The 21,288-nt window shown below is 60.2% G+C and carries 19 protein-coding genes; 10 read left to right on the top strand and 9 right to left on the bottom strand.

Annotation, left to right across the window (positions count from 1 at the left end; all coding sequences use genetic code 11):
* Positions 1-147: 147 nt before the first annotated feature.
* Positions 148-702 (bottom strand): helix-turn-helix domain-containing protein, encoded by a 555-nt coding sequence (locus tag ACFSR7_RS05695; protein ID WP_378159570.1) that lies wholly within the window; start codon positions 700-702, stop codon positions 148-150.
* Positions 703-849: 147 nt separating this feature from the next.
* Between ACFSR7_RS05695 and tdh the strand changes: the two genes are divergently transcribed.
* From tdh to ACFSR7_RS05680, 3 genes are all read left to right on the top strand, one after another.
* On the top strand, positions 850-1,896 hold the full coding sequence (tdh, locus tag ACFSR7_RS05690; protein ID WP_378159569.1) for an L-threonine 3-dehydrogenase: 1,047 nt from the start codon (positions 850-852) through the stop codon (positions 1,894-1,896).
* A 39-nt stretch (positions 1,897-1,935) separates the two neighbouring features.
* Complete coding sequence (locus ACFSR7_RS05685; RefSeq protein WP_378159568.1) at positions 1,936-3,111, top strand: glycine C-acetyltransferase; 1,176 nt, start codon at positions 1,936-1,938, stop codon at positions 3,109-3,111.
* A gap of 204 nt (positions 3,112-3,315) precedes the next feature.
* The gene (locus ACFSR7_RS05680; protein ID WP_378159567.1) at positions 3,316-4,050 is read left to right on the top strand and encodes a class I SAM-dependent methyltransferase; all 735 of its coding nucleotides are present in this window, start codon (positions 3,316-3,318) and stop codon (positions 4,048-4,050) included.
* Positions 4,051-4,240: 190 nt separating this feature from the next.
* Here the strand turns inward: ACFSR7_RS05680 and ACFSR7_RS05675 are convergent, their stop codons facing one another.
* The 3 genes from ACFSR7_RS05675 to ACFSR7_RS05665 all read right to left on the bottom strand — a co-directional run bounded on the left by ACFSR7_RS05675 (position 4,241) and on the right by ACFSR7_RS05665 (position 7,539).
* Complete coding sequence (locus ACFSR7_RS05675; protein ID WP_378159566.1) at positions 4,241-4,666, bottom strand: DUF948 domain-containing protein; 426 nt, start codon at positions 4,664-4,666, stop codon at positions 4,241-4,243.
* A 3-nt stretch (positions 4,667-4,669) separates the two neighbouring features.
* On the bottom strand, positions 4,670-5,308 hold the full coding sequence (locus tag ACFSR7_RS05670) for a general stress protein (protein ID WP_378159565.1): 639 nt from the start codon (positions 5,306-5,308) through the stop codon (positions 4,670-4,672).
* A gap of 635 nt (positions 5,309-5,943) precedes the next feature.
* Positions 5,944-7,539, bottom strand: a complete 1,596-nt coding sequence (locus tag ACFSR7_RS05665; protein WP_378159564.1) for a PPK2 family polyphosphate kinase — start codon at positions 7,537-7,539, stop codon at positions 5,944-5,946.
* Positions 7,540-7,797: 258 nt separating this feature from the next.
* Here ACFSR7_RS05665 and ACFSR7_RS05660 point away from each other — a divergent pair, with 258 nt between their 5' ends.
* The 6 genes from ACFSR7_RS05660 (at position 7,798) to ACFSR7_RS05635 (ending at position 11,528) form a co-directional block, all read left to right on the top strand.
* On the top strand, positions 7,798-8,232 hold the full coding sequence (locus ACFSR7_RS05660) for a YciI family protein (RefSeq protein WP_378159563.1): 435 nt from the start codon (positions 7,798-7,800) through the stop codon (positions 8,230-8,232).
* Complete coding sequence (locus ACFSR7_RS05655) at positions 8,229-9,509, top strand: RNA polymerase sigma factor (protein WP_378159562.1); 1,281 nt, start codon at positions 8,229-8,231, stop codon at positions 9,507-9,509. Before ACFSR7_RS05660 ends, ACFSR7_RS05655 begins: the two co-directional genes overlap by 4 nt.
* A gap of 64 nt (positions 9,510-9,573) precedes the next feature.
* Complete coding sequence (locus tag ACFSR7_RS05650; RefSeq protein ID WP_378159561.1) at positions 9,574-9,912, top strand: hypothetical protein; 339 nt, start codon at positions 9,574-9,576, stop codon at positions 9,910-9,912.
* A gap of 43 nt (positions 9,913-9,955) precedes the next feature.
* Positions 9,956-10,396, top strand: coding sequence for a YciI family protein (locus tag ACFSR7_RS05645; RefSeq protein WP_378159560.1), 441 nt, complete (start codon positions 9,956-9,958; stop codon positions 10,394-10,396).
* 45 nt (positions 10,397-10,441) lie between these two features.
* The gene (locus ACFSR7_RS05640) at positions 10,442-10,783 is read left to right on the top strand and encodes a DUF1801 domain-containing protein (protein WP_378159559.1); all 342 of its coding nucleotides are present in this window, start codon (positions 10,442-10,444) and stop codon (positions 10,781-10,783) included.
* A 142-nt stretch (positions 10,784-10,925) separates the two neighbouring features.
* Complete coding sequence (locus tag ACFSR7_RS05635) at positions 10,926-11,528, top strand: Uma2 family endonuclease (protein ID WP_378159558.1); 603 nt, start codon at positions 10,926-10,928, stop codon at positions 11,526-11,528.
* 76 nt (positions 11,529-11,604) lie between these two features.
* Here ACFSR7_RS05635 and ACFSR7_RS05630 read toward each other — a convergent pair whose 3' ends face one another.
* Genes ACFSR7_RS05630 through ACFSR7_RS05620 form a run of 3 tightly spaced genes read right to left on the bottom strand, consistent with a single transcriptional unit; the run spans position 11,605 to position 13,751 of the window.
* Complete coding sequence (locus ACFSR7_RS05630; RefSeq protein ID WP_378159557.1) at positions 11,605-12,252, bottom strand: methyl-accepting chemotaxis protein; 648 nt, start codon at positions 12,250-12,252, stop codon at positions 11,605-11,607.
* Positions 12,252-13,148, bottom strand: coding sequence for a hypothetical protein (locus ACFSR7_RS05625; protein WP_378159556.1), 897 nt, complete (start codon positions 13,146-13,148; stop codon positions 12,252-12,254). The genes ACFSR7_RS05630 and ACFSR7_RS05625 overlap by 1 nt, the downstream gene beginning before the upstream one ends.
* Before the next feature lie 18 nt (positions 13,149-13,166).
* Positions 13,167-13,751 carry a GNAT family N-acetyltransferase gene (locus ACFSR7_RS05620; protein WP_378159555.1) on the bottom strand — a complete coding sequence of 195 codons (585 nt, stop codon included), beginning with the start codon at positions 13,749-13,751 and terminating at the stop codon, positions 13,167-13,169.
* A 376-nt stretch (positions 13,752-14,127) separates the two neighbouring features.
* Here ACFSR7_RS05620 and ACFSR7_RS05615 point away from each other — a divergent pair, with 376 nt between their 5' ends.
* Positions 14,128-15,345 carry an alkaline phosphatase gene (locus ACFSR7_RS05615; protein ID WP_483862650.1) on the top strand — a complete coding sequence of 406 codons (1,218 nt, stop codon included), beginning with the start codon at positions 14,128-14,130 and terminating at the stop codon, positions 15,343-15,345.
* Positions 15,346-15,552: 207 nt separating this feature from the next.
* On the opposite strand, the gene ACFSR7_RS05610 is transcribed toward ACFSR7_RS05615, so the two are convergent.
* Positions 15,553-19,902: an alpha/beta hydrolase-fold protein gene (locus ACFSR7_RS05610; protein ID WP_378159553.1), complete on the bottom strand. Its 4,350-nt coding sequence runs from the start codon at positions 19,900-19,902 to the stop codon at positions 15,553-15,555.
* A 300-nt stretch (positions 19,903-20,202) separates the two neighbouring features.
* On the bottom strand, positions 20,203-21,207 hold the full coding sequence (locus ACFSR7_RS05605) for a LacI family DNA-binding transcriptional regulator (RefSeq protein WP_378159552.1): 1,005 nt from the start codon (positions 21,205-21,207) through the stop codon (positions 20,203-20,205).
* Between the last annotated feature and the right edge of the window lie 81 nt (positions 21,208-21,288).

Below are 21,288 nucleotides of genomic sequence, written 5' to 3'. Positions count from 1 at the left end.
TCGTTTTGGTTGGCTAACCTTAATTTCGAGAATGTGGGGAGGTACTCCTCTTTGGTGCGCCAAAAAAGTCAGTCGTAGCAAGGGGTTTGAATTATGAAATTGACTTTATTTGCAGGCATTACGGCGACAGAACAACGCGGGCGTGCATCACGAAGGATAATGAATGAGCGTAATATAGGTAACGACCCGGTCCGTATTGTTCCGGTAGGCGTGCGGCTGGTCCGCAGGGAAGCGAACGGCGTTGCCCGCACCGATCGCGTACGTCTCGCCGCCGACCTCGACGTCGAGCGAGCCGTCCGTCACGACGATATATTCCTCGACCTCTTCGTTGTGCGGCTCCGATTCGTGGCTGCAGCCCGGATCCATGCGGACCGCGTAAATCTCGAAGCCCTTGCGCTGGTCGTAGGGGAACATCGGGAACGAGCGGTAAGCGCCGTCTTCTTCTAAGAACGGCTCAATCTCGCCAATGTCGACGACCGTGACTTCCGCTTTCGTTTCTTCAATGAGCGACGTAAACGAAATTTTTAAGCCGTTGACGATTTTCCACAGCACGGAGATCGTCGGATTGGAGTCGCCTCGCTCGATCTGGCCGATCATCGCCTTGCTGACGCCCGTCAGCTCGGCTACCTGATCCAGGCTGAGGCCGCGCGATTTGCGAACGGCTTGCAGGTTCTTGCCGACTTTCTTATGAATCGCGTCCATCGTATCCACCTAAGTCCCGTTATTTTCTCTCCATTATACCGGACGCATGCTGAATATAAACCCCATATAATTTCATTGTGCAATATATAATACAATTGTATAATATGTTGTACATAGCGAATTTAACTCGATACGAGGGTGATGACCATGCGGGAGAAAACGATGCTTGGCCTGGTGAAAGCGAACCGGGGGCCGGGCGCGGCGCTTTTGGAGGTTCCGGTACCTGTCCCCGGGCCGGAGGAAATCTTGGTCCAAGTGAAGGCGTCTTCCATCTGCGGAACGGATATTCATATTTACAATTGGGATGCCTGGGCTGAGAGCGCTGTCGTCACGCCGAACGTTTTCGGGCACGAATTCGCCGGCGTCGTCGAGGCGGTCGGAGAGCGGGTCACCAACGTCAAGGTCGGGGACCGCGTCTCGGGCGAAGGGCACATCGTATGCGGCCACTGTAAAGCTTGCCGGACGGGGAACGGGCATGTCTGCGCCAACACGCGCAGCTTCGGCATCTCGGCGCCGGGGTGCTTCGCCAAATATGCGGTGCTGCCGGCCAGCAATGTCATTCACAATCGGACTGAGATGCCGTTCGAGCTCGCGTGCTTGCAGGATCCGCTCGGCAACGCCGTGCAGACCGTCCTCGCCGGCGATATCGTCGGCAGATCCGTTGCCGTCATCGGCACGGGCGCCATCGGCTTGATGGCGATCGCGGTGGCGCGCGCGTGCGGCGCGGGCAAGATCATCGCCGTCGACGTCCGCGCCAACCGGCTGGAGATGGCCAGGCGCATGGGCGCCGATGCGCTCGTCAACAGCGCAGAGACGCCCATGGCCGAGGCGATCCGCGGGCTCACGGACGGCGAAGGCGCCGAGGTCGTGCTCGAGATGTCCGGCCACCCGGCGGCCATCCGCGGCGGGTTCGAGGCGGCTGCGAATGCGGGCCGCATCTCGCTGCTCGGCATCCCGACGGACGACGTGCCGCTCGATCTGGCGCGTCATCTGATTTTCAAAGGCATCAGCGTTCACGGCATTACCGGCCGCCGCATGTACGAAACGTGGTACCAAATGAAGGGGCTGCTCGATTCGGGGACGCTGCGGCTGGATGGGCTGGTCACGCATACATTTACGCTGGATCGCTATGAAGAGGCGTTCGAGCTGGTGAAGTCGGGCAATTGCGGCAAGGTCGTATTTACGCATAGTTAATCATAGAAGCGAACGACGGAAGGAGTCGACGAATCAACGATGGCAAACCTGGACTTTTTATCGAAGGAGCTCGAGCAGCTCCGGACCGACGGCCGGTATCGGCCGCTGACGGAATGGGAGGGCGGATCGGGCAGCTGGATGACGCTCGGCGGACGCCGGGTGCTGCAGATGTCCTCCAATAACTACCTGGGCTTGACCGCGCATCCGGAGCTGAAGCGCGCCGCGATCGAAGCGATCGAAAAATACGGCGTCGGCAGCGGCTCCGTCCGTACGATCGCCGGCACGCTCGACATTCACGGAGAGCTCGAACGTGCGCTGGCCGCGTTTAAAGGCACGGAGGCAACGCTGGTATTCCAATCCGGGTTCACGACGAACCAGGGCATCCTCGGGTCGATCCTGGGGCCGGACGACGTCGTTATCAGCGACGAGCTCAACCATGCCAGCATCATCGACGGCATCCGGCTGACCAAGGCGAGCCGCAAAGTATACGCGCACAAGAATCTCGACCAGCTGGAGCAGGCGCTCAAGGAGAGTGCATCCTACCGCGCCCGCGTCGTCGTCACCGACGGCGTGTTCAGCATGGACGGCGACATCGCGCCGCTGCCGGCCATCGTCGAACTCGCGGAGCGGTACGACGCGGTCGTTTACGTCGACGATGCGCATGCCAGCGGCGTCCTCGGACGCAACGGCAAAGGCTCGACCGATCACTTTGGCTTGCACGGCCGTGTGCATATCCAGGTCGGCACGCTGTCCAAGGCGATCGGCGTATCGGGCGGCTACATGGCGGGCTCCGCGCTGCTCAAGGATTATTTGATCCACAAAGCGCGCTCGTTCTTGTTCAGCACGTCGCAGACGCCGGCCGTCGCAGCCTCGTGCTTGGCCGCGGTGAGGGTGCTCGGGCGCAGCCCGGAGCTGATCGAGCGGCTGTGGAGCAACGCGAATTATTGCCGGGAGAAGCTGCTCGCCCTCGGCTTCGACACGGGTATGAGCGAGACGCCGATCATTCCGATCATCGTAGGATCGCCTGCGGACACGATGTGGTTCTCCGACGCGCTGCTCGCCGAAGGCGTCTATGCACAGGGCATCGTCTACCCGACCGTGGCGATGGACAAGGGGAGAGTCAGACTGATCGTGACGGCTTCCCATACGCGGGAGGATCTGGACTTCGCGCTGGACGTGCTGGCCCGGACGGGGCGAGCGGCGGGGCTGATCTGAGCCGAATCTTCGCGTCATCATGTTGCCGAAGGCTGCCGCAGACGGGCCGCCCAACACATTTAAACGAGAGCCCTTGTCTCTCCTGCTTGCAGCGGGAGGCAAGGGCTTTTTACGTTTTATTGGCGGAAACGGCCTCAACTTGTCGCCCGATCGCTATACTGAGAGAATGGCGAAGACTGCTGATGAACGAGGAGCGTGAGTTGGATGAAAGAAAATAAATACGACGATGACGGTTTTTTTGAAAATTACAGCCGGATGCCGAGATCTGTCGGCGGCTTGGAGGCGGCAGGAGAGTGGATGGAGCTTCGGTCGATGCTTCCGGAGCTGGCGGACAAGCGTGTTCTGGACCTCGGCTGCGGCTACGGCTGGCACTGCAGGTACGCGCGGGAGCAGGGGGCGCGATCCGTCATCGGCGTCGATCTGTCGGAAAAGATGCTGGCGCGGGCGCGGGAGATGACCGACGACTCCGCAATCTCTTATGTGCAGAGCGGAATCGAGGACGTTGAATTCGCGGAAGGCGCGTTCGACGTCGTGCTCAGCTCGCTGGCGCTCCACTACGTGGCGGACTTCGGCGAGATCTGCCGGGGCGTGCACCGCAGTCTGTCGACGGGCGGAGTCTTCGTGTTTACAGTCGAGCATCCGACTTTTACGGCCTTGGAGGCGCAGGATTGGCATTACGGTCCGGACGGGGAAAAGCTGCACTGGCCGCTCGACCGCTATCACGAGGAAGGGCGACGGCTTGCGAAATTTCTGGGGCACGACGTCGTGAAGTACCACCGGACCGTCGCCGGCTACCTGAATCCCCTGATTGAAGCAGGCTTCCGCGCGGATCGATTGTCCGAGCTCAAGCCGACGTCCGACATGCTCACTCAGCATCCCGATTGGGCGGACGAGGTGCGCCGCCCGATGTTCCTCTTGGTCGCGGCGACCAAAGCGTGATCCGCCATCGTTCGCAGCCTAACCTTTAACCAACCGCCAATCACGAACCGCTAGCCGCCAGCCGCCAATCGTCCGCAAACGGGGAGTCATAACCGCGTGTCCAGCTTCACATTTTTAAGCTCATGTAGACGATATACTACCAATTTGTACGATATCATCACGGAGCGTTCGTTCTGCACGGAACATATCGCTATTTATGATAAAGGGTCGGCCGGCTGGCGCCCGCTTGCCTGACCGGCTGGTCCCCGATACGAACAGCGATGCCTTGCGAACGAGCTTCGGTATCGATGGCGGTGGCTGTGCTTTCTTTCTCGCCCGGACTCAGCGCTTCCTTTACCGAGTGAGCGATCGTGTGCAGCACGTCGCCTACTTCGTGCGTCGTCTCGAGCAGCGGATCGACGGTATTGATGCGTCCCTTAACGTCCTTAACGGTACGGTTAACGGTATGAATTAATGCAGTCGCCTCGTGCGTGGCCTGGAGGGCGGATGTCTTGACGTCGACCAGCGTGCGGTTGGCTTCATCGAGGGTCGCCATCGTCTTCTTCATCGTCTTGACGGCGTAGAGGACGAAGACGGACAGGGAGACGGAAGCCAGCGCCGCGCTTTTGCCGCGCATCGGTCACACCTCCCGGGATTCGTGGGGAATGACGAATTCCTTCACGGGCGTCTGCACTTCGCCATCTTTGGCGCTAATATAGACGCGCATTTCGTCGGCAGGCTCAGGCACGGCATCCGGCAGCGGAGGCTGCTCGAACGAGACGGCGTTGGAGCGCGGCTCTATGGCGCCGAATGCCTGGAAAATGCTCTCCACATGCGAGCGGTTCTCGGCACCGGTCTTCACGATGACGAGCAGATGGTCCTGCTCGACCAATGTCTTGTAGATCTCCGCCTCGCGGTCCGGGATTCCGAGACCGACGAGACCGCCGATGAGCGTGCCCGTGCTTCCGCCGACAGCTGCGCCCGCAATGACCGTCGCGATCGGTCCGGCCGCGAGCAGCGGACCGAGACCCGGAATGAACAGCAGGCCGGCCGTGGCGAGGAGTCCCGCGGTTCCGCCGAGAAAGGCGCCCGCTACGCCGCCCGTAACCATGCCTTCCGCGCTGTTCGTGCCTGTGACCGTGTCCACGTGATGGACAGCTTCGCGTTTATGGCTGACAACGGAGATATCGTCCTTGCTCCAGCCTGCCGCTTTCAACGCTTCGATCGCGCCAATGACGTCCTGTTCATTTCTAAACGTTCCAACGACTGGTGTAAGCATCGCAATCGCCTCCATGCTGTTTTTTTCGCTGGCCGCGCCAGCTGAATACTGATACTTCACCAAGTTGGAACTGGAAATAACAGGGGGGACAAGCGGTGGGCGAACTTTATTTTCGGAGGCTTGTCCGTCGAAGGGGTTGTCTGTATTTGCGCGGAGAGGGGGCCAGTCGCCTGCACTAGGAGAGGCGATGCGGATTCGCGGGGCCTCCCGAGACCAATCGCCTGCACAAGGAGAGGCGATGCGGGTTCGCGGGGCCTCCCGAGACCAATCGCCTGCACTAGGAGAGGCGATACGGGTTCGCGGGGCCTCTCGAGACCAATCCCCTGCACTAGGAGAGGCGATACGGGTTCGCGGGGCCTCCCGAGACCAATCGCCTGCACTAGGAGAGGCGATACGGGTTCGCGGGGCCTCTCGAGACCAATCGCCTGCACTAGGAGAGGCGATACGGGTTCGCGGGGCCTCTCGAGACCAATCCCCTGCACTACGAAAGGCGATGCGGGCTCAGAGGTCCGGCCCCGGCCAATCGCCTGCACTACGAGAGGCGACACGCGTCGTATCCCCCAATTACGCAGAAAACCCAAAGAACCCGCCCTCACTCTCGGCAGGTTCTTTGGGTTAAACGATCTCAACGCTAACTAGCTGTCTTTTGGCTTCCGCCCGCGTCTGCCCGGCTGCTTGGGCTGGTTCGGCTCGCCAGGGGCTTCTGCGGAAGTAGCCGGTACGGTCGCTTCGGTCGTATCCGTCTTCCGCGTAGCCCGCGGCCTTCCGGCCGTCTTTCGGGCAGCGGGCGCAGCGGCTTTCTCGACAGCTTCCGCCGGCTTGGCATCCGCAGCGGCTTCGAGGCCGACATTTAATGCCTTGCCGTCCGCCGCCTTCCTGCGCCCCCTCGCCGGCTTGTCGCTTCCGGTTCCTCCGGCGGCAACCGCCGCGGGTTTTTCATCCGCAGCGGAATCGAGGCCGACATTTAATGTCTCGCCGTCCGCCGCCTTCCTGCGCCCTCTCGCCGGCTTGCCTTCGCCGGCTGCTCCGCCTTCATCGGCCAGTTGTCCAGCCGCCGCCTTCCTGCGACCTCTCGCCGGCTTGACGGCAGCTACCGCTGCGCCAGCCGCCGGCTTGCCATCGGCAGCTTCCACGCCGACTTGCGCCGTCTCGCTTTCCGCAGCATCCTCGCGATTCGCAGCGTCGCCGCCAGCCTCCGAAAGCCCGTCATCCGCAGCGTCACTGCCAGCGTCGCTACCCGCAGCGTCGCCGCCAGCCTCCGCAACTTCGTCCTCCGCAGTTTCTCCGCCAGTCTCAGCCGCCTGGTCATCCGCAGCTTCCTCATTCTCATCCTTATCGGCGGAATCAGCGGATTTCTGCCGCTCGTCCTCGGCGTGGCCCTTGGCTTCCTTGCGCTTGGCCGCCGCCAGTTTGGCACGCGTCTCTGCGTCCAGATCCAGTTCTCCGAAACGCTCGATGTCGATCTTCGGATAAGCGAGATCCAACGACTCGAACGCCTCCGTAATGATTTTCAGCACGCGATAATCGCGGTACCAGCGCTTGTCCGCAGGGACGATATACCACGGATTGCGCTTCGTGCCGGTCGCCTCGAAGACATCTTCGTAGGCGCGGACGTACGCATCCCAATGCTGCCGTTCCTTCAGATCGCTCGGATCGAACTTCCACAGCTTCTCGGGCCGGGTCAGCCGGTCGTGCAGCTTTTCCAGCTGAAATTCTTTGGAGATGTGAAGGAAAATCTTGATGACCAGCACGCCGCTGTCCGCCAGCAGCTTTTCAAAGTTTTTAATATGTTCGAGGCGGCGCGCCGTCTCTTTTTTGTCGATAATGCCATGAACGCGGGTGATCAGCACTTCTTCGTAATAAGAGCGGTTAAAGGAGGCGATGTATCCCTTTTGCGGAATCAGCTTGTGGGTTCGCCACAAGAAGTCGTGGGAGGCTTCCTCCGAGGTCGGCGTCTTGAAGCTCTCGGCGCGATAGCCTTGCGGATTAAGCGCGGACAACACCTTTTTCACCGTGCCGTCCTTGCCGCTGCAGTCCATCCCCTGGAACACGATCAGTACGCCGTTCGATCGGCTTGCATACAGCTTTTCCTGCGCTTCCTGCAGTCTGTCGCGAAGATCCTCGATCTCCGCTTCCACCTGTTCCTTGCTCTCGATATCGCCCGTATCGCCGGGGTCGAAATCCTTCAGGGAAACGTGACGCTTGCGGTCAAGCCTGGTGCGGTCGGCCATGCGCTCTCCTCCGATTCTCGCTCGATTGTACGTCTGACCTGGTGCTCGTTTCTACAATTATATCACTCCTCGCGGTAAAATTATAAACATGTCGATCGTGCCGGCTGAGGCTGTATCAAAAGGGAAGCGCGTGGTATGATTTGGCGAAAAAAATTTGCGGACGGTGTCGATCCGGTCGTCTGGCGTTCGTCGTGTATATGAAAGCGAAGGAGCGACAGTCGAAAAAGGCTGCGGTTCCTATCCAAAGGAGGAAAAAACATGCGGTTTATGATGATCGTCAAAGGCACGTCGGATTCGGAAGCGGGCGTTATGCCTAGCGAAGAGCTGGTGGCGGCGATGCAGCGGTACAATGAGGAGCTCGCCAAGGCAGGCGTCTTGGTAGCCGCAGACGGACTTCATCCTACCTCGGGAGGCATTCGAATCTCTTATCCGGAGCCGGGCGGTAAACCAAAGATTACGGACGGACCGTTCACCGAGGCGAAGGAGATTATCGCGGGATTTACGATGATTGAGGTGAAGTCCAAGGAAGAAGCGGTCGAGTGGGCGCTCCGCATGCCGGATCCGCACGGGTACGGGCAAGGCCAGATCGAGCTTCGCCAGATCTTCGACATGACGGACTTGACGCAGGATCCGGAAATGCTGGCTAAAGAGCAGGCGCTGCGCGAGCAGCTTGAAGGGCCGCGCCGGACATGAGCGACCGGGCCGCGCATCGCGCGATCGACGCCGTCTGGCGCATCGAATCGGCCAAGCTGATCGCGCGCCTGGCGACGATGGTGCGCGATGTCGGCCTTGCGGAGGACCTGGCGCAGGACGCGCTCTTGATCGCGCTAGAACGGTGGCCGGAGACGGGCATCCCGGACAACCCGGGGGCCTGGCTCATGACGACGGCGAAGCGCCGGGCGATCGATGTACTGCGGAGAAACAAGCTGCGCGACCGCAAATACGAGGAGTACGGCCGCGCCGGCGCGCTCTATACGGAGGACGACGTGGAGGCGGCGACGGGCGAGATCGGCGACGAGCTTCTTCGCCTCATTTTCGCGACCTGCCACCCGTCGCTGTCGCGGGAAGCGCGCGTCGCGCTGACCTTGCGGCTGCTGGGCGGCCTGACGACGGAGGAGATCGCGCACGCGTATCTCGTCCCCGAGCCGACCGTCGCGCAGCGGATCGTCCGGGCGAAGAAGACGCTCGGCGCGTCGCGCGTGAAGCTGGACGTGCCCGAGGGCCGCGAGCTTGAGGAGCGCCTCTCTTCGGTGCTTGAGGTCGTCTACCTCATGTACAACGAGGGATACTCGGCCACGGCGGGCGGGAGCTGGATCCGGCCGATGCTCTGTCAGGAAGCGCTGCGTCTCGGCCGGATGCTGGCGGAGGTCGTGCCGCGGGAGCCCGAGGTTCTCGGCTTGGTCGCCCTGATGGAGATCCAGTCGTCGCGCTTCAAGACGCGCATAGGTCCGTCCGGCGAGCCGATTCTGCTTATGGACCAGAATCGCGCGCTGTGGGACAGGCTCCTGATCCGCCGCGGATTGGCCGCGCTCGAGCGCGCGCGGAGCTTGGGCCGTCCGCTCGGGCCGTACGCGCTGCAGGCCGCGATCGCCGCCTGCCATGCGCAGGCGCCGACTGCCGGCGACACCGACTGGGCACGGATCGCCGCGCTCTATGAGGCGCTCTCGCGGGCGGCGCCTTCGCCGATCGTCGAGCTGAACCGCGCCGTCGCGATCGCGATGGCGTTCGGACCTGCGGTCGGGCTGCAGATCGTCGACCGGTTGGCGGAAGAGCCCGCCCTAAAGGACTACTACTTGCTGCCGAGCGTACGCGGGGATCTGCTCGCGAAGCTCGGGCGCATGGAGGAGGCGCGTGCGGCATTCGAACGGGCTGCCTCCATGACGCAGAACTTGCCGGAGCAGGCGCTGATGCGCAGGCGCGCGGCGGAATGCGCGGAGCGAAGTGCCGGAGATGCGGACGGAGAGCTGTGAGCGTGCGTTTGACGTCGATAAGTTCGGACGAAAAGCTGCGAAAATAAGAAGCGGGGAATGGAATTTGACGAAAAGCGACTTGAACCAGGCGGCCTATGCCGTATCCAAAGAGGGAACGCGGATCGCTTACGATACGATCGGCCAAGGGCCGGCGGTGATTTTGGTCGGGGGCGCGTTCAGCTACAGAACGTTTCCGGGCTTGCAGAAGCTGGCTCGCCTCCTCGCCTCAAACTTTACGACGCTGGCGGTCGGCGGGGCCAAGAGCCCGGCTGCGCTCCGGGAGGCGGTGCGGCAGGTAGGCCTGGCCGTGCCTCATGGGGAGTCCCGCCTGCTCCCGGGTCAAAATCACAATGTATCGATGGACGCGCTCGCGCCGGTGCTGAAGTCGTTTTTCCTTGCTTGAGTTCGCTTGAGCTTGATGGATATAAACAAGGAGGGATGCGCGCATGCGATTCATGATCCTGATCAAGGCGAACGCGCGCTTCGAAGCCGGGATCGAGCCGGCGGACGACCGGGCCGCCGCGTTCGCGGCCTACAGCCGGGAGATGAGGGAGGCGGGCGTCCTGATCGAGTCGGCGACCCTGCTGCCGAGCGCCGAAGGGCTCCGGCTGGCCTATCCCGAGACGGGCAGTCTGCCGGCGATAACGGCCGGGCCGTTCGACGGCTCGGAAGGGCAGGTCGCAGGCTACATGCTGCTTGAAGCCGAATCGGAACGGGAGGCATACGCCTGGGCTGCAGGGATGCCCGACCCTTACGGCTTCGGGGAAGGCGGGATCGAGCTGCGGCGGCTCCGCGAGACGGTCGGGGTGCAGGTTGCCGGCGGCTCGAGTCCGATCGAAGCCGACCTGCGCGATCAGCTCGGCGCTTTAAGGAGCTTGCACGGTTAAACGCAAACAATTAGCACGAAAAACAACTTAAAAGGAGCTAAAAACATGAACCCTGAAATCACGCAATTCATCGCCGACCTCAAAGAACCCTGGCAAGCCGAGCGCTGCCAGGCGCTGCGGGAGCTCACCCTGCAGACGATTCCGGACGCAATCGAGCGCATGCAGTACAAAAAGCCGCATTACTTAAAAAACGGCAAGTATGCCGCCGTCATCTCGACATCCAAGGACGCGGTGAGCTACACCATTTTTAACGCCGAGGGCATCGCGTTTCCCGAAGGCGCCTGGAGCGGTCCGCCCGAGCGCAAGACGATCAAGATCGGGAAGTCGCAGGACGTCGACAAGGAAGAAGTGGCGGATTTGCTCAAGCAAGCTTCAGCTTCGCTGTAAACGGCAGCGTCCATTTTGATCGTTGACAGCTCTTCCATTTTTGTACATAATTGAATTAATGAATGAAACGGGGAAGCGCCCCGTCAGAGCCGAACACGAACCGTGTCGCTTTGACGGGGCTTTTCTGTCAGGAGGATGCGGGATGGATAAAAAGAAGCGACCGGAGGAGCGGGTCGGCGAGCAGCAGGTTACCTACGACATTTATGCCGCGATGCCGGACGACGGCCTGCGCTACGAAGTGCTGGACGGCTCGCTGGAGCTGATGTCGCCGGGACCGAACATCCCGCATCAGATTTTGAGTTTTAATTTACAATCGACGATGGCAGGCAGTTGCAAACCCGAATATCTCATTTTATATGCGCCGCTTGATGTCATTCTCAGTCCTACGAACGTGGTACAGCCCGACCTGATCTTCATTCATCCGGAACGCGCCAACATTGTAACCAAGCGGGGCATCGAAGGTCCGCCGGACCTCGTCGTCGAGATTTTGTCGCCCGGCTCTCGTCATCGGGACCGGGTCCGCAAGCTGCGAATTTACGAACGCCACGGCGTGTCGGAGTATTGGATCCTGGATCCGGTCGCCCAGACCCTGGAGCAGCATTTGCTGTCGGGCGAGCGCTACGAATTGAACTGCGTTTACGAAGGCGAAGACACGGTAACGTCGGACAGGCTGCCCTGCGTGTCGTTCACGGTCGCCGGATTGTTCGACGATCCGACCCTGCAGCGTCTGATGTCCTCGAACTGACCTGAATCGTCTGGATTGCAGAAAAAGACAGCTCGCGGCCTTGGCGGCCCGATCGAGCTGTCTTTTGTATGCCTGCTTATCCGGCGATGCTGTCGGGGATGCGCCTGCCGGCAATCGCCGGGGCCGCTGTTACGTCCGTCTTTTCCTGCTGCGCGACGAGCTGCCTGAGCTCGGACACGAGATTGTCGAGACGGCCGTAATCGTCGACGATGCTGCCGATCTTGCCGTTCTGGCTCTCCAGACTGGCGCTTACTTCTTCGAGCGAAGACATATTCCGCTCCGCGGCGGCCGCGATCCGGTCGGAGCTGCCGGCGATGCCCGAGTACTGGCTGCGAACCCGCTCGGCCGACCGGTACGCGAGCTCAGCCTGCTCCTTGACCTGCTCGCTGTTGCGAGAGATGTCGGCGATGATCTGCGTGACCTGAAGACTCGCGGCATGGCTCGCCGCGACGGCGGATTCTCCGCGCAGCACCTGACGGCTGACGGCTTCGATCTGCGACCTGATCGTCTCGAGAATGGACGAGATCTCGCCGGTCGCCTGCCGCGAGTGGTCAGCCAGCTTGCGTACTTCGCTGGATACGACCGCGAAGCCCTTGCCGTGCTCGCCGGCTCTGGCCGCTTCGATCGCGGCATTCAGCGACAGCAGGTTCGTCTGGTTCGCGATATCGCCGATTGTCACGATGATCGAGCTGACGCGCTCGTTCTGATCGTGCAGCGTCTCCATCAGTGTACCGTCTCGCCGATAATCGCGCGTACGCCCTCTACCTCGGCTGACAGCGCGGAGATCTCGCCGCCCCCGGCATGCGTCAGCTCCGCGGTCTCGGTCGAGTATTCGCGCAGCCGCTGCGTCCCCTCCGCCAGCTCGGAGATGAACGCTTCAACCTCCTGTACGGAGCGGGATACGCCGATGACATCGTAGCTCTGGTTTTCCATTTCGGACGTCATCGACTGGAAGGCGCCGGTCACCTCGCGGGAGATCTTGCCGGTGAGCTGCACGTCTTCCTTCTGGCTCGCGCTGAAGCCGCTGAGCAGCTGGATCGAGGAGTCCAGCTTGTGCACCAGCCGGTCGGACAGCTCCTTGGCAACGGCGGTCTGCCGATGCTCGTCCGCGATCTGCCGCTGAAGGCGTTCGCCGAACCGCGCGGATGCGGCCAGCGCGACCGTCAGGAAAATGAGATACATGTACAAGTAGAGCAGTGAGTCGTTCGGAAACAAGTTGGTTCCAAGCTTTGGATCGAGAAATACATAAGTCGTCGTCGCCAAGCCAAGGACGCCCGCGAGGAGGATGGGCTTGTAATTCGCATACAGCGTCATCAACGCGACGTTGACGTAGACCAAAAAGTACGTGCTCACGATCGGATTCGGGTCCGCCACGATGAGCAGCAGCGTAATTAAGGACAGAATAACGGGCACCAGATACATGACATAGTCGCTTAAAATCCGCTTGTAAGTCAGCAGCGTCGCGAGTCCGCACATAACCGTGCCCCCGACCAGCAGAATCAGCAGCATCCGGACGGGCAGCGCCGCGCTCAAGTCAGCCAGGATGCCAAGGGCGAGCATGCCCCACAAAATTTTGACGTACAATCTGTTTCTTCGATCCAATATCGTCAATTCGTTCATAGAGACCGCCTTCGTCGTTTAGGATTTGGTCAGCGCGAGTTCGGTGCGTGCGGCAAGCTCGTTGTCTTCCAGGGTGTCAAGCCGCAACCAGTCGTAATTCTCCGGCCGCTCGTACATCGCCTTCATGTCGAAGACGACCGGGATAACCGTGTCGCCCTTGTAGAACGCCGCATCGCCCGCTTTTTCCATCGGGATGCGGTACGTGATACGCAGCGCGCGGTAGAACACCGGCTCGAGCAAAGACAAGTAATAGTGATACCCGTTGGCGCGGGCGAAGCCGACGGCCACCGTCAGCAACTCGGACAGGTAGGCGCCTCTGTGCGCCTTGAGCAGCGCGATCTTGTCGATCTCGGCCACCTTTGCCGGATCGGCTGCAACCCGTTCGTGCCGTTCGAACGGCGCGACCGAATCCAGTGCGCTCTCTCCCGGACGGTAGGGCTTAATCTCCGCGGTACCTACGGCCTCGCCCTGCGGCGTGACGGCCAGGTACCTGCCCAGGTGCCGATCCGAAAATTCGAATTCAAAGCCTTTCTCGCGCCAGACGGTCATCCAGACGAAGTTAAAAAGCGCGGTCACCATTTCGTTTTGCACCTTTTTGATCATGTACGGTCACTCCCGCTCCTAGGGAAATCCTTTTCTCTTTTTCTGTGTCTCTCACTGTGGGCTTCCGACCGCTACGGTTTTATCTCCGTCCTCGTCTCCGTGCTGCTCTCCGTTATACCGCCTCCTGTTTGCTTGGTTACTTTTGATGTCGGTCGATTTTGGAAGGAAATGAATACCTATTCTCTATTTTAAGTTTATAGGATTACTTGGTTATATGCAAAATGAAATTTACTTCATCTCGATTTTACAATTCGGACATAAGCCGAAAACACGCGCTTAACGAATTCATTCTAGTATAGGTTTGTATACTAAATGTGGAGGGGAAACGATGAAACTTCGAGACAAAAAATTGTTTAAGGCAACGCTGGCCGGTACGATGACGGCAGCCATTCTGACTGCCAGCGCCGTCACCGCTCAAACGCAGGACCGCGCGGACGCTGCATCCCCTCAAACGCAAAATGTCATCTTGTTCGTCGGAGACGGCATGGGCGCCGCGCAGCGCGATGCCATCCGCTTGGCGACAGTCGGCGAAAAGGGCAATCTGGCGATGGATGCCATGCCTTACGTCGGATTGATTCATACGAGCTCCACGGTGCCGGTCACGGATTCGGCAGCCTCGGCGACCGCCTATGCCAGCGGCGTTAAAACTTACAACGGCGCGATCGGCATGGACGCCAACAAAAAATCGGTCAAGACGATCATGGAATACGCCAAGGATAAAGGCAAATCGACCGGCGTGGTCACGACCAGCCAAGTTACCGACGCTACCGGCGCGGCCTTCGGCGCGCACGTCGAAGACCGCTCCAAGCAGAGCGACATCGCGCTGCAATATTTGACCAAGAGCAAGATCGACGTCATCCTCGGCGGCGGGGAAGACTTCTGGTATCCTGCGGGCAACCCTGGCAAGTTCAAGGACGAGCCTGCCGAGGATCCGTCGGAGAAGAGCAAGGGCACGCAAGGCAATCTGATCGACAAAGCCAAAGCGCTCGGCTACAGCTACGTCTCAAACAAGACGGATCTGCAAAAAGCGAAGGGCGGCAAGCTGCTCGGCCTGTTCTCCAATGAAGAAATGTTCCAGCAAAAGCCGGAGGGCGAAGGGGACATCTACAATCCGATCGTCTCTCTGCCCGAGATGACCAAGAAGGCGATCGACACGCTGTCCGCCAATAAGAAAGGCTTCTTCCTGATGGTAGAAGAGGAAGGCACGGACGAGTTCGCACACCAGAACAACGCCAAGATGACGATCAAGGCCGGCCAGCAGCTGGATCAGGCCGTTCAGGTCGCCAAGGACTTCGCCAAGAAACATCCGGAAACGCTCGTGCTCGTGCTCGCGGACCATGAGACCGGCGGATTCTCGATCGAGGAAGCGACCGCGGACGACGAGTCGGGCGACGGCATTTCCAAGGAAGACGGACCGTTCCAAATCGTGGGCTCCGACCATAACTTCGTCGTCGACTGGACGACGTCGGGCCACACGGCGGTCGACGTTCCGATCACCGCAATGGGCCGCAACGCCCAGCTTTTCACCGGCATTTACGAGAACACGGAAGTGTTCACGAAGCTCAAGCAAGCGCTGGGGATTAAGGGCAAATAAGCTTCTCGTCGGCGGGATCCAGCCAGAATGAATGAACCGAGATAGGGCTGAAAAGGCCTTATCGACGGCCGGAGACAGCCAGAGTCGGCCGAGATCGCGCCTAAATGAACTTATCGGTCCCGAACGGCGCCCGCCCCACACGCGAAACATAAAGAGACTCCGTCTCCCGGCACAACGGGAAACGGAGTCTCTTTTATCAGTCGGCGATTAAGCGTTCGCCGACTTTGTCCAGTTGTAGAGTATTTGCGCCGCTTCGGCGCGGGTTGCCGTCTGCGACGGCGCGATGACCGTGTCGGACTTGCCGCTCATCAATCCGAGCTGCACGAGCGCGTTCATTTGCGTTTTCGCCCAGGCGTGGATCTCGCCGTTGTCCTTGAAGCCGGCCAGCGCATTGTTCGCGCCGTCCGTCGCGGCATTCGAGCCGGACGCTTTTAACGCGTTGTAAATCATGACGGCCATTTCTTCTCTGGTGATCGTAGCGTTCGGTGCGAACAGCGCGTCGCTCTTGCCCTTCACGATGCCATGCTGATAGGCAGCGGAGACAGGTGCGGCGTACCAAGTGCCCGCTGCGATATCGGAGAACGGATTCGCCGCGCTTGCATCGGCCTCCAGACCGAGCGTACGAACGATCAGCGCCGCGAATTCGGCGCGTGTAATGCGCTGTGCGGGAGCGAATCGATCCGCCGTGATGCCTGTAATGATTTGTTTGGCCGACAGCACCTGGATCGCTCTGTTCGACCAGTGTCCGGCCGGTACGTCGCCGAACGTTTTGGAGAGCGTCATGACGCCGTACTTGCTAAAGTGGGAGAGCTCGGTGGACACAGTGCCCGTAGCCGCATCCCATTTGCCGCCCATGTATTGCGCTTGGCCGTTCGCATCCAAGTAGTAGATGCCGGTCAGTTCCGGATCTGCATTCGGGTCGACCTTCAGCTGCAGCTTCACCGGCTTGGAGAAAGACTGCCCGAGCGGCAGCGTCGATCCGCTTTCCAACTGCGCAGTCAGCGCCAGGTCGACGATCTCGCCCGCTGCACGCAGCGCGCCTCCTAGCTGTGCGCCGCCTTTTTGAAGGAACGACGCTTGATCCGCTTCAGAGATCGGCTTGATGACCAGGATCAGCGATTTCACTTTATCCGTGCCGGCGGCCGCCTGGAATTGAACCAGGTTTTCGTAAGGGATGAACAGCTTGCTGCCGTTCTTGGCGGTGAGCTGCAAATCCGATTTTCCGTCGATCGCGGCCTGTACGTTAGACGCCGCCGCCGTGACCGTCTCTCCGTCGGTTTTCACGGGATCGGTCGGTGTGGTGACGGTACCGCCGTTGTTGCCGCCGTTGTTATCGCCGCCGCCGTTATCGCCGCCGCCGTTATCGCCGCCGCCGTTGTCGGCGCCAGGATTGTACTGCACCTGCCCGAGCTCGTACGTGCGATCCAGCAGCGTCGCCTTCAAGACGATCTTGTAGGAACCGGTCTTTGCAAGCTGAGCCAGCGAGATCTCGCCGGTCTGCTCGGTCGCTGTACGGGTGCTTAGCTTGTCGCCGATGCTGGCGACCTTCTCGCCCGTCTCGTCGTAGATGTCGATGACGACCGGAATATCCAGCTGCGGGTCAGCTTCGACCAGGTATGGAGAGGCCGGGATATGATCCGCATAAGCGGCGATCGCATCCGTCGCCGCCACCTTATAGGCGGCTTTGACCGTCTCGCCGTCCTTGACGATCTCCAGCTTGCCGTTAAGTGCGCCGTCCGCCGCGTTCGAAGCCGAGAAATGCCGGCTGTGCTGAGCGAACGACAGGTCGATCGACTTGGTATAGAAGGCGCTGTCGTGCGCGCCGTCGCGGACTTCCGCATAGTGCGGCACGCCGTTTTCCATCAGATACTTATGCAGCGTATTGACCGGTACGTCGAACTTGTAGACGTCCAGATTGCCGGAATCCAGGAAGAGCGCGTAACGCTTGAGGGCGTCGAGCGGATATCCCTTCATGATGGCGACCGGATCAAGACCTTGCTGCACGTAGCTCAGCGCGCCCATGTGGCTCGCGACGGAGGAGAAAAGGTTCGGGAACAGCAGACCGATGGTGACGGAGCCGAAGCCGCCCATCGACACGCCGGTCGTACCTCTGTAGCGCGAGTCGTCGATCGTGCGGTAGTGGCCGTCGACGAACGGCACGAGATCCTTCACGACCATATCCTGCCACTTCACGCCGGTCGGGCCGGTGCCGTTGACCCACCAGCTCGTGCCGGAGGAATCGGGCATGACGACGATCATATCCTTCATCGAGCCGTTGGCGACGCCCTGGTTCAGGATCTGATCGATCTTGTCGATCTCGAACGATTCGCTGTCGCTGTTGAATTGGTGGAACAGGTAGACCGACGGATAACGCTTGTCGGGATCGCTCATATACGAAGGCGGCAGATAAATCCGGAACGTGACGTTCCGCTGCGCGCTTTCCGAGTAGAACGAAGTTTTGTAGAACAGCTTCTGATCGCCCGTTTCCTTGGGCGCGCCGTTCTCGAGCGCATAGTATTGCGAGACGGCGCCTTGCCGAATCGTCGTTTCCGTGCCGTCGTCCAGCGTACCCGAGACGGTCACTTGCGCCGTGTAAAGATAACGTCCGTCCAGCTCGAAGACATAAGGGCTTTGCACGGTCGTCTTGAGCGACTTGTACGCATCGAACCAGGCGGTCTTCTCCGCGATGGCCGCCAGCTTGTCGGCGCCTCCGTTAAAGTACCCGGCGGACAGCGTCGCCGAGTAAGCCTTGGCGTCCTTTTGCTCGATCGCGGCGAATTGGGACTGCGCCAGCGCCTTCACCGCGCCTACGATCTCATCGGAAGGCACCTTGGACGGCAGATTTTTAATCTTTTGCGCCGCCGCCTTGGTGTAGATGCCGATCGGGCCGGCGTACCAGCCGCCGCCGCCGTTCTGGTTGTACATCCGTACGGCGATCGTATTCGTCTCGCCGCGGCGCAGCAGATTGGACGGGATCGCATACTCCCGGGACGCGGCCCAGAACGAGCTCGTGTACGTGCCGTTGCTGAAGCCTGTCTCGCCGACCAATTGGCCGTTGATATAGGTCATGTCCGCGTCGTCGATCTTGCCCGCCATCAGCGTCAGATCGTCCATCGGGAAGTCTGCCGGAACGTCGAACTTTTTCACGTACCAAGCGGCGCCATAATAGTTGTTAAGGCCGCTGTAGCCGCCGAATCCGTCCGTCCACCAGTCCAGTCCGGGCTGTACGACGCTCCAGGCGGACGTATCCAGATTCACGTCGGCTCCATTAATAGAGGCTGTCGGGAACGTATCCTTCGTGAACTTCCAATCGCCGAGCAGATCGATCTGCGTATCTTCAGGCAGCGTGCCCGTCGGCGTGACGCGGATGAGCGGCTTCGTTCCGAGCGTGAAAGAGGTACCCAGGATTTTGGCATCCAGCGTCAAATTCGTGCTTTTCAGCGTGCCGAGCGCAGAGACCGGCAGGGTGAAGGAGCCGGTGAAGCTCGACTGGCTGGAGTTTTGAACGACATTGCCGAGGCTCGTATTCGCCGCGTACAGGACGGCCGAGCTGCCCGGATCCGTCACCTTGAGGCCGACGGTCAGGTTAAACGCGTTGTTGGCGCGGTTCTCGTACACCGAACGGGTGACCGAAGTACGGTTCAAATTGACGGTAAAGTTGACGTTGACCTTGGTGTCGTTCGTGCTGATCGCTTGCGGCGCCGCCGTGAAGGAACCGGTCAGCAGACCTTTGGCGAAGCTCGCGCTGTGCATCATGAACGAACGGTTCAGATAGGTCAAAAAGTAAGAGTTGTCATGACCGCCCGGACGCGTCTGGTAGCCGTGCGTGACATTGTTCGTACGGAAGTACGCGTGAATGTCGTTGGTGGAATTCGTCGCGTACGTCATCGGATCGTCCGTGCCGCCGTCCAGATAGTACTGATAGGTTTTGAGGGCGGCGGCCGTCTTGCCCTTCATCAGGGCGAGTGGTTGAAGACCGCCCACAGTGCGGTCGAGCGCGCCCATGTGGCTCGCGATCGAGCCGAACAGCTCGGGATGCCGCATGCCGAGGACGAAGGCGCCGAAGCCGCCCATCGATACGCCGCTGATTCCGCGGAAGGCGGGCAGGGCGATCGTCGGATAGCGCTGGTCGACGACGGGGATCAGATCGTTTACGATCAGGTCTTCCCAGCGTCCGCCGCTTTGATTGACGAACCAGCTGTCCGCGCTCGTATCCGGCATGACGACGATCATCTTCTGAATCGTGCCGTCGGCGGTCCATTGGTCGAGGCTGTCCTGAATGCGGTCGTCCTCGAACTCCTGGCTCGATTGGCCTTCTTCGTGAAGCATGTAGACGACCGGATAGCGTTGATTGCCGTTGTAATAGCCTTCCGGAAGATAGACGCGATAGGTCATTTCTTTGCCGAGGCTGGCAGAATAATAGCGGTCTACGTAAAAGCGGGGCTGCGCGTCGTTCGCCGCCGCCTGGGCGGATAGGGGCAATACGCCAATTAATACAAGCAGGGCGAGCGTCATCATCGACCATCTGCGCCATTGCCGAGTGCCGGATCTATTCAAGGGGAAAAGTCCTCCTTCAGAGGGTATGGGATAAGGTTGATTCGGTGCGGTAAAACGGGGTTGTGCGGCAATTCCTCCTGTCATTGATTTGTAAACGGTTCCAGTCGATGGCTCTACTCTAGTTTAATTTTAGTAAAAAATCAATTATTATTTTTACTTTGAGGTTCGGATTTTTAAAAATAGGATGCAAAATCGGGGAGATATCAGTAAGATAGGTGCATATCGCGTATGGCGGAGGCTCGAACGATCGCAAAAAAGACCGATCCGGCATCGGATTCGGTCTCGCGCGACATTTTTCAGTTAAATTTTAGCAGTGCTTTCCCTGACGATCAGACGGGTCGGCAGGACGATTTTTTTGCAGATCTCTCTTTTCGTTTCCAGCCTGTCGGCGAGCAGCCCGACCGCCGCCTCGCCCATATAATCGACGTGCACCTTGACGGTCGTGAGCGGCGGCTGAAGAAAGGCCGATATCGTGTTGTCGTTGAAGCCGACGACGGAGATGTCGCAAGGGACGCGCACGCCGGCTTCGTGCAGCATGCGCAGCGCGCCGGCCGCCATCGAATCGTTCTGGATTAAAAAAGCGGTGGGGCGACGTTCCTGCAGAAGCGCCTGCCGCATGAGACGGTATCCGTCCTCCGAGCTGAGCCGTTCCCCGACGCGGACGTGCTCCGGCCTGTACAAGCTCCGCTCCGCCAGCCAGTCGCGGCAAGCGTTCTCCCGGTCGTCGGGGACGAGGTGACCGCCGATAACCGTGCGGGCGCCGATATAGCCGATCTCGCGGTGCCCCATGTCGTACAGGTGCGCGAGCGCCTCGCCGACGGCTCTGCGCATGTCGATCACGACGGAGTCGAACCGGCTCTCGTCGGGCGACGAATCGACGATCACGCAGGCGTCCGACAGCGCCGACATGCGCTTGACGTCCTCCGGCCGGAAATGCCCGATCGCGATAACGCCGTCCAACGCTTGCGTCGTGTCGGAAGCGAGCCCATTCTCCCGGAGATAGAGCCGCGCCATCTCGAACCCGCGCGCCAGGCATTCCCGCTCGATGCTGAGCCGGATCGCCAGATAATAGGGATCGGCCATCTCTTCCAGATCCGAATACCAGCTGACGACGCCGACGCGGCATTTGCGGGCGGCCGCGCTCGCGCGCTCCCGCGGGGTCTTGTATCCGATCTCTTCGGCGATATCAAAAATGAGCTTGCGCTTGGTCTCCGCAATCGACAGCGTCGAATCCCCGTTCAGCACGCGGGACACGGCCGTGATCGATACGCCGACCCGCTCGGCTATCGCTTTCAGCGTCGCCATGCCATTTCTCCTTCCCCGGCGTCGAACGCCGCGAATCTACCGCTTGGAGCGGAACGACCGTACGTACATGCCAGATTTAAA

Source organism: Cohnella sp. GCM10020058, assembly GCF_042683485.1.
Lineage (GTDB): Bacteria > Bacillota > Bacilli > Paenibacillales > Paenibacillaceae > Cohnella.
The sequence above is the reverse complement of the archived record's forward strand: the minus strand, read 5'-3'. Positions and strand labels throughout refer to the sequence as shown.